Here is an 8,701-nt window from a genome sequence, read left to right on the forward strand (position 1 = left end):
ACTCCCCTATGGAAAAATCAGAAAATTTCAACAGGAAGGTTACCAGAACAATATTCATTGCATTGCTGATGCTTTCAGCTTTTGCCTTGCTTATTTTTCATGCCAACTTTTTCCTTTTAGTCTTTGCAGGTATCTTTTTTTCGGTGCTGTTAAACTTTGCTTCGAACTGGATAGTGAGTAAAACGCCACTTAAATATGGTTTGGCTTTATTTCTTATCCTGCTTTTAATATCGGGAATTTTGTACTTGATTATTCTTTTAGTCGGTCCTTCTATGGTGGAGCAGGTGCAGGATATGATTGAAACTTTGCCCCGATCACTGCAGAACCTTAGAGAGAAAATTAAACAAACCGCTATTGGTAGAAGTTTGTTTGAAGAACTTCCAAGTGATCTGGGTTCTTTATTAGAAGAAAGGGGGGAGGTAATGTCCCGAATCGTCGGCTCGTTCTCAACTACAATAGGTGCAATAGCAAATTTCTTTATCATCATTGTTACGGGAATATTTTTGGCTTCAAGTCCAGGTATTTATACAAAAGGTTTTACTAAATTATTTCCTGTGAATTTTCGTCCCCGTTTAAGGGAAGTAATGGATAAGACACAGTATTCCCTTAGCCTTTGGATGATGGCCAAATTGCTTTCCATGTTGGTAGTGGGAATTTTTACTGCCATTGGTTTACAATTTCTGGGAATGCCTATGCCCTATGCCCTGGCTTTAATAGCCGCTTTATTTTCATTTATTCCCAATATTGGACCGTATCTTGCTTTGGCCCCCGCAGTACTCATTGCGCTAATGCAGGGAGGTAATATGTACATTTATGTTCTAATACTTTATTTTAGTATACAGATTGTGGAGAGTTATTTAATTACTCCTATGATCGAAAAGAAAATGGTACATCTCCCGCCTGCCCTTACGCTTTTTTGGATGGTGTTATTAGGAGTGCTTACAGGAATTCTTGGACTAATTATGGCCACCCCGATTCTTGCAGCACTTATTGTAATTATTCAGGAGTTATATGTGAAAGATTATTTGGAGGCGCAAAATGAGAAAGCAAGTGAAACAAATCCAGAAGTATTGATTGAAGAAGTAGATCAGGAAAACCCGAAATTAAAATCCTGAAAAACCTTTTTGTCAGAGAGGCTTTCAAATTCAGAAAAGATCTTAATCATGCAAAAAATCGACTCCCATCAACATTTCTGGAAATATGATCCACAAACCTACTCATGGATTCCCGATGAAATGTCGGTCATTAGAAAAGACTTCACTCCAAAAGATTTTAAGCTATTACTTTCTCAAAATGGAATTTCAGGTTGTATTGCAGTGCAGGCAGATCAATCTGAAGCTGAAACAGAAAAGCTGCTGAAAATAGCAGAACAGCATGATTTTGTCAAAGGAGTAGTGGGTTGGATAGATCTTAATTCTCCAGATGTAGAGGAGCGCCTGAAACACTATTCGAAAAATTCATTTTTAAAAGGTATACGTCATACTGTATGGGATGAAAATGGGGAATTTATGATTGCTCCCGAATTTCAGCGAGGTTTGTCACTTCTGGCCGGTAAAGGCCTCACTTATGATATTTTGGCTTTTGATTATCAATTGGGGTCTGCAGTTGAAATGGTACAGGCATTCCCGAGGCAGAAATTTGTCCTGGATCACATGGGAAAGCCTCAAATTTCAGGAAAACCGGATAAGCGGTGGACCAGGCATATTGAACAACTGGCAGAGTCGCCGAATGTTTGGTGCAAAATATCGGGATTAGTGACTGAAACTCCTGACTCCAGGTGGAAAAGCATCGATTTTTCTCCTTTTTTGGAGGTCGTAACTGAGGCATTTGGTGTAGATAGACTCATGTTTGGGTCCGATTGGCCGGTGTGCCTTTCCGCAGCAAATTATAACGAGGTGGTTGAAGTAGTGGAGAAGTTCTTCAGCGGGTATACAAAAGAAGATAGGGAGAGGATCTTTGGGAAAAATGCTTCGGAATTTTATAACTTGAAGTAAAACAAAACTGAAGTGTCAAAAATGGCAAAACTGGATTACATTTTTCAGAAGGAAATAAAGCTTTCAGCAAAAACCAGGGGTTTTCATTTGGTAACAGAGGAGGTGACCCAACAAATTCCGGAGATAAAAGAAGTCTCTATGGGTTTCCTGCAGATCTTCATCAAGCATACTTCCGCAGGCCTCAGCATTAATGAAAATGCCGATCCTACAGTGAGAGAGGATCTTGAAAGTCATTTTAATGAAATGGTTCCCGAGGATCAGCCATACTATAAACACACTTTTGAAGGGAGCGATGATATGCCTGCACATATTAAAGCTGCTCTTTTGGGTTCTTCTCTTCAAATTCCAGTCACTAACGGTCAACTTAATCTTGGTACCTGGCAGGGAATCTATCTTTGCGAACACCGTGATCATGGCGGCAGCAGGAAATTGGTTTTAACGGTCTATGGGGAGAAGAAGTGAAGTTTTTTGTCATTCCGCCGAAGGAGGAATCTCATTATAATGGAAAAATAAAAGATTCATCACTCCGCTATCGTTTTGTATTGAATGACAGACAACCGTTTGTCATTCCGACGAAGGAGGATCTCTCGGGAAGCAATATTTCAGGAATTAAGAGATTCATTACTGCGCTATCAGAAAACCGTTTGTCATTCCGCCGAAGGAGGAATCTCATCATAATGGCAGTAAAAAAATATTTCGTGAATTCGTGACCAAAAGGCGTAGATCCTTTTTAAACAAAAGATCCCGCTCTTTCGAACGGGATCTTTCTAAGTGAGATAACAGTTTAATTTATTTTACTTTTTTGACGATAGCTTCAAACGCATCGGGATGGTTCATTGCAAGATCGGCTAAAACCTTACGGTTAAGTTCGATTCCTGCGGCTTTCACTTTCCCCATGAATTGTGAATAAGACATTCCGTGCATACGGGCTCCTGCGTTGATACGCATGATCCAAAGTGAACGGAAGTTTCTCTTCTTGGTTTTACGGTCTCTGTAAGCATATAACATTGCTTTGTCAACCGCGTTTTTCGCTACTGTCCAAACGTTCTTACGACGTCCAAAGTAACCTTTTGCTTGCTTAAGAACCTTTTTTCTTCTGGCTCTCTTAGCAACTGAATTTACTGATCTTGGCATATTTTAAAAATTTTTTTGTAGCAGGCGGTCGTTCTTGACACTTTCAACTTTCAGTTCTAAATTCTATCCCGATAGCTATCGGGACTAAATTCTCACTTCCGGTTGCCTGACTCCAGGGTTATTAAATTTGGTAAACCATCAAAGGTTCAACTACAACAAACGTAATTGAAGTTTGATATTTTTTTCGTCTGCTTCATGTACTAAAGTACTATGAGTCAGAGCCAGCTTTTGTTTTTTAGTCTTCTTTGTTAAGATGTGACTTTTAAACGCATGCTTTCTTTTGATCTTTCCTGTACCGGTAAGCTTGAAACGCTTCTTGGCACTGGATTTCGTTTTCATCTTAGGCATTCTGTCCTTCTTTTAAATTATCTCACTTATTATTGTAAATCATCCGGCTATGAAAAGCTACAGGACTATTAATTCTTTGTCTTTTTTGGAGACAGGAACATGGTCATACGTTTCCCTTCCAATTTTGGCATTTGTTCAACTTTTCCAAGTTCTTCAAGGTCTGTAGCTAAACGAAGCAAAAGGATCTCTCCCTGTTCCTTAAATACAATAGACCGACCTTTAAAAAATACAAAAGCTTTTAACTTGGCGCCGTCTTTAAGAAATTTTTCTGCGTTCCTCTTCTTGAACTCGTAGTCGTGATCGTCTGTATTAGGACCAAAACGTATCTCTTTTACAACCACCTGGGTGGCTTTGGCCTTTAAGGCCTTGTCACGTTTTTTCTGTTCGTAGAGAAACTTTTTATAGTCCATTACTTTGGCAACGGGAGGATTGGCATTTGGAGAGATCTCCACAAGGTCCAGCTCCTGCTCTTCGGCAATGGCTAATGCTTTACGGGTTGGGTACACACCCATTTCCACGTTGTCGCCAACAAGGCGAACTTCTTCCGCACGAATCTTTCCGTTAATTCGATGCGGATCTTCTTTGATTTCTCTTAGAGGTCGTTTGGTTCTTTTTCTACGTATTGCTATGGCTCAAAAATTTTGGTTAAACTTCAAATGTTTTTAAAGTACTATTTACTTCTTTATTCACTAATTCGGCAAAGTCTTCAATTGACATAGTGCCAAGATCGCCTTCCCCATGTCTTCGTACAGAAACCGTTCCATTCTCGGCTTCCTGTTCTCCAACGATCAACATATAAGGAACTTTGCTAACTTCTGCATCCCTTATCTTCTTCCCAATAGTCTCGTTCCTATGGTCTACAAGGGCGCGAATTTCGTGATTTTCCAGCAAAGTTAAAACTTTTTGGCTGTATTTTTCATATTTCTCACTGAGGGAGAGAATAATAGCCTGTTCGGGCATTAGCCATAGTGGGAAATTTCCACCTGTATTTTCCAGCAGGACAGCAACAAAGCGCTCCATACTACCAAAAGGCGCACGGTGGATCATCACCGGGCGATGCATTTCATTATCACTACCTTTATAGGTAAGGTCAAAACGTTCGGGCAAATTGTAGTCAACCTGGATAGTTCCCAGCTGCCACTGTCTTCCCAAAGCATCCTTCACCATGAAATCCAGTTTAGGGCCATAAAAGGCTGCTTCGCCGGTTTCAACAACATAATTAAGACCTTTTTCTTTAGCAGCATTGATAATGGCGTTTTCTGCTTTGTCCCAGTTCTCGTCAGATCCTATATACTTTTCCTTATTCTCTGGATCCCTTAGGGAAACCTGCGCGGTGAAGTTCTCAAATCCCAATGAACTAAATACATATAAAGTAAGGTCGATCACCTTTTTAAATTCTGAATCCAATTGATCTGGAGTACAAAAAATGTGTGCGTCATCCTGGGTGAAGCCGCGAACCCGGGTTAAACCGTGCAGCTCGCCACTTTGTTCATAGCGGTAAACAGTTCCGAATTCTGCAAATCGCTTCGGAAGATCCTTGTAGCTCCAATGCCCGTGGTTGTATATCTCACAGTGGTGAGGACAATTCATGGGCTTAAGCAAAAATTCTTCTCCTTCATTAGGAGTTTTTATCGGCTGGAAACTGTCTTCCCCATATTTCGCATAGTGACCTGAAGTCACATATAATTCTTTTTGACCAATATGAGGGGTGACTACCATTTCATATCCGGCTTTTTTCTGAGCTTTTTTCAGGAAGTTCTCCAGGCGTTCTCTTAAAGCAGCACCCTTTGGTAGCCATAATGGCAGTCCCTGACCTACTTTTTGCGAAAAAGTGAAAAGTTCCAGCTCACGACCTAATTTACGGTGATCCCTTTTCTTTGCCTCCTCGAGCATTTCCAGGTATTCTTTTAGGTCTTTTTGCTTCGGAAATGAAATTCCGTAAACCCGGGTCAACTGCGGATTCTTCTCATTCCCCCGCCAGTATGCACCGGCAACGCTCATAAGTTTCACTGCCTTTATAACGCCGGTGTTGGGAAGATGGCCTCCACGGCAAAGATCGGTAAAGGTATCGTGGTCGCAGAAGGTGATCGTTCCGTCTTCCAGGTTTTCAATAAGTTCAACCTTGAACGGATTATTTTCTTTTTTGTAGAAATCAAGGGCTTCCTGCTTGGAAACTTCTCTCATCTGGAAGTCGTGCTTTCCCCGGGAAATCTCCAGCATACGGTCTTCGATCTTCTTAAAATCGTTTTCAGAGATCTTTTGCTCTCCAAAATCCACATCATAATAGAAGCCGTTTTCAATGGCAGGACCAATAGTTAGCTTAGCTCCGGGATAAAGATCCTGGATCGCCTGGGCCATAACATGAGAAGAGGAGTGCCAAAAAGCCTTTTTTCCCTCATCATCATTCCATGTATATAAAGTAAGGCTGCCGTCGGTATTAAGAGGAGTGGTAGTCTCCACCACCGTATTATTAAACTTTGCCGAAATCACATTGCGGGCAAGACCTTCGCTAATGCTCCTTGCCACCTCCATTGGGGTAGTGCCGTTTTCAAATTCTTTAATACTGCCGTCGGGCAACGTAATCTTTATCATAAAACTTTAATTAAGTGTGCAAAGATAAGAGGTTCATAGGTGCTTTACAATACTATTATATATATGTATCAGTATTTTTGGGCGTTTCCCCACCTTCGCTGCCGCTTAGGTGGGGCCGGGCTATTCGCTTCAATCTTTTTGTCCATGCTTTCCAAAAAGGATTTCCGCTGCTATCCCTAACGCAGCTTTTAAAGAACTCTTCCAAAGTTTCAAACTTTGGAAGAGTTTTAACGGAAAAAAATCACCTCTCAAAAATGTCATTTTCAGCACCTTAGTTTTGGGGGTTTCAAAAATGTCAAAAAAACCTTAAAAAAGTTTAGCTGAAGACTTGCGGGAATGGAATTCGGTTGTATATTTGCAGCCGCTTTGAGAGGGAGTGACGAGATGGGGGAGGCAGTAGCTTAGCCCAGTTGTAGTAAAGGATTGAAGCAAATAAGTTCTCTGAAAATTTTTTGAATTTTATCTTGGATTGTAAAGGAAATTGGTTTTATCTTTGCATCCGCTTTGAGAGACACAACGAGTGTTGTTTTGGAGTTGAAAAAAGTTCTTAAAAAAAGTTTTTGAAGTTAAGCAGGAAAGGTTGTAAGTTTGCATCCGCTTTTGCGACAACATAACTTCCGAAGCGTTTGAAAAAAAATTATTTTTTTTCTTGCAGGGTTTGAAAAAGGTTGTACATTTGCAGCCGCTTTGAGACAGAGCAAAAGTTCACAAGATATACTGAAAAGAAATCCCGGGTTGGGTAGTAGAGAATAGGGTTCGACTCCTTTAATTTCAACAAGAGATCCTCTTGAAAGCGGAGATTCTCTCCCCTTATTAAGGGGAGATGTCCGCAGGGCAGAGGGGTGTTCATTGACATATTGAATTGACAGCGCGTATGTTGTTTTTATTAACAACAAATGCAATAATAAGAATTAAGACTAGAAGAACGTTTTGAGCTTTGATTCCCTGTTAAAGGGGATGAAGAAGAGGAATTCCTTTAGTAGTTGTTAAAGTATATAAGATTTAACGATGAAGAGTTTGATCCTGGCTCAGGATGAACGCTAGCGGCAGGCTTAACACATGCAAGTCGAGGGGCAGCACGTCTTCGGATGGTGGCGACCGGCGCACGGGTGCGTAACGCGTATACAATCTACCTTTTACAGGGGCATAGCCCGGGGAAACCCGGATTAATATCCCATGGTATGTAGGGATGGCATCATTCCTTCATTAAAGCTTTGGCGGTAAAAGATGAGTATGCGTTCTATTAGCTAGATGGTAAGGTAACGGCTTACCATGGCTACGATAGATAGGGGTCCTGAGAGGGAGATCCCCCACACTGGTACTGAGACACGGACCAGACTCCTACGGGAGGCAGCAGTGAGGAATATTGGACAATGGGCGAGAGCCTGATCCAGCCATGCCGCGTGCAGGAAGACTGCCCTATGGGTTGTAAACTGCTTTTATACGGGAAGAAACACCCCCTCGTGAGGGGGCTTGACGGTACCGTATGAATAAGGATCGGCTAACTCCGTGCCAGCAGCCGCGGTAATACGGAGGATCCAAGCGTTATCCGGAATCATTGGGTTTAAAGGGTCCGTAGGCGGGTTTGTAAGTCAGTGGTGAAAGTCTGCAGCTCAACTGTAGAACTGCCATTGATACTGCATACCTTGAGTAATTATGAAGTGGTTAGAATATGTAGTGTAGCGGTGAAATGCATAGATATTACATAGAATACCGATTGCGAAGGCAGATCACTAATAATTTACTGACGCTGATGGACGAAAGCGTAGGTAGCGAACAGGATTAGATACCCTGGTAGTCTACGCCGTAAACGATGGTTACTAGCTGTTCGGCTCGATTGAGAGCTGAGTGGCTAAGCGAAAGTGATAAGTAACCCACCTGGGGAGTACGTTCGCAAGAATGAAACTCAAAGGAATTGACGGGGGCCCGCACAAGCGGTGGAGCATGTGGTTTAATTCGATGATACGCGAGGAACCTTACCAGGGCTTAAATGTAGCTTGACAGGGGTGGAAACACCTTTTCCTTCGGGCAAGTTACAAGGTGCTGCATGGTTGTCGTCAGCTCGTGCCGTGAGGTGTCAGGTTAAGTCCTATAACGAGCGCAACCCCTGTGGTTAGTTGCCAGCGAGTAATGTCGGGAACTCTAGCCAGACTGCCGGTGCAAACCGTGAGGAAGGTGGGGATGACGTCAAATCATCACGGCCCTTACGTCCTGGGCCACACACGTGCTACAATGGTAGGGACAGAGAGCAGCCACTGGGCGACCAGGAGCGAATCTATAAACCCTATCACAGTTCGGATCGGAGTCTGCAACTCGACTCCGTGAAGCTGGAATCGCTAGTAATCGCATATCAGCCATGATGCGGTGAATACGTTCCCGGGCCTTGTACACACCGCCCGTCAAGCCATGGAAGCTGGGGGTACCTGAAGTCGGTCACCGCAAGGAGCCGCCTAGGGTAAAACTGGTAACTGGGGCTAAGTCGTAACAAGGTAGCCGTACCGGAAGGTGCGGCTGGAACACCTCCTTTCTAGAGATTTTGCCTCTTATAAGGCAAAACACAATTACGACATAAGGAGCCTTTTTACAAATGAAGTAAGAGACTTCTTTTGGTCTTAATTCACTGTCAATTTAAT

General features: G+C 42.4%; 7 protein-coding genes and 1 rRNA gene. 4 read left to right on the forward strand and 4 right to left on the reverse strand.

Features of this window, described 5'->3' with window-relative positions; all coding sequences use genetic code 11:
• Positions 1–8: 8 nt before the first annotated feature.
• From LA313_RS01750 to LA313_RS01760, 3 genes are read left to right on the forward strand one after another with little or no spacing between them, the layout of a single operon-like run.
• Complete coding sequence (locus LA313_RS01750) at positions 9–1,115, forward strand: AI-2E family transporter (RefSeq protein ID WP_228912883.1); 1,107 nt, start codon at positions 9–11, stop codon at positions 1,113–1,115.
• A 48-nt stretch (positions 1,116–1,163) separates the two neighbouring features.
• Positions 1,164–1,994, forward strand: a complete 831-nt coding sequence (locus LA313_RS01755) for an amidohydrolase family protein (RefSeq protein WP_228912884.1) — start codon at positions 1,164–1,166, stop codon at positions 1,992–1,994.
• 21 nt (positions 1,995–2,015) lie between these two features.
• Positions 2,016–2,456, forward strand: a complete 441-nt coding sequence (locus LA313_RS01760) for a secondary thiamine-phosphate synthase enzyme YjbQ (RefSeq protein ID WP_228912885.1) — start codon at positions 2,016–2,018, stop codon at positions 2,454–2,456.
• 327 nt (positions 2,457–2,783) lie between these two features.
• Here the strand turns inward: LA313_RS01760 and rplT are convergent, their stop codons facing one another.
• From rplT to thrS, 4 genes are all read right to left on the reverse strand, one after another.
• Positions 2,784–3,128 carry a 50S ribosomal protein L20 gene (gene rplT / locus LA313_RS01765; RefSeq protein WP_029037720.1) on the reverse strand — a complete coding sequence of 115 codons (345 nt, stop codon included), beginning with the start codon at positions 3,126–3,128 and terminating at the stop codon, positions 2,784–2,786.
• Positions 3,129–3,278: 150 nt separating this feature from the next.
• Positions 3,279–3,476, reverse strand: coding sequence for a 50S ribosomal protein L35 (rpmI, locus tag LA313_RS01770; protein WP_029033297.1), 198 nt, complete (start codon positions 3,474–3,476; stop codon positions 3,279–3,281).
• Positions 3,477–3,544: 68 nt separating this feature from the next.
• A complete protein-coding gene (gene infC, locus LA313_RS01775; protein ID WP_268138726.1) occupies positions 3,545–4,063 on the reverse strand; it encodes a translation initiation factor IF-3 in 519 nt (172 codons plus the stop codon).
• Between the two features lie 58 nt (positions 4,064–4,121).
• Positions 4,122–6,068 carry a threonine--tRNA ligase gene (gene thrS / locus LA313_RS01780; RefSeq protein ID WP_228912886.1) on the reverse strand — a complete coding sequence of 649 codons (1,947 nt, stop codon included), beginning with the start codon at positions 6,066–6,068 and terminating at the stop codon, positions 4,122–4,124.
• Positions 6,069–7,073: 1,005 nt separating this feature from the next.
• On the opposite strand from thrS, the gene LA313_RS01785 reads away from it, so the two are divergent.
• Positions 7,074–8,595 (forward strand): 16S ribosomal RNA (locus tag LA313_RS01785).
• Positions 8,596–8,701 lie beyond the last annotated feature (106 nt).

Source organism: Salinimicrobium sediminilitoris (assembly GCF_020866905.1).
GTDB lineage: Bacteria > Bacteroidota > Bacteroidia > Flavobacteriales > Flavobacteriaceae > Salinimicrobium > Salinimicrobium sediminilitoris.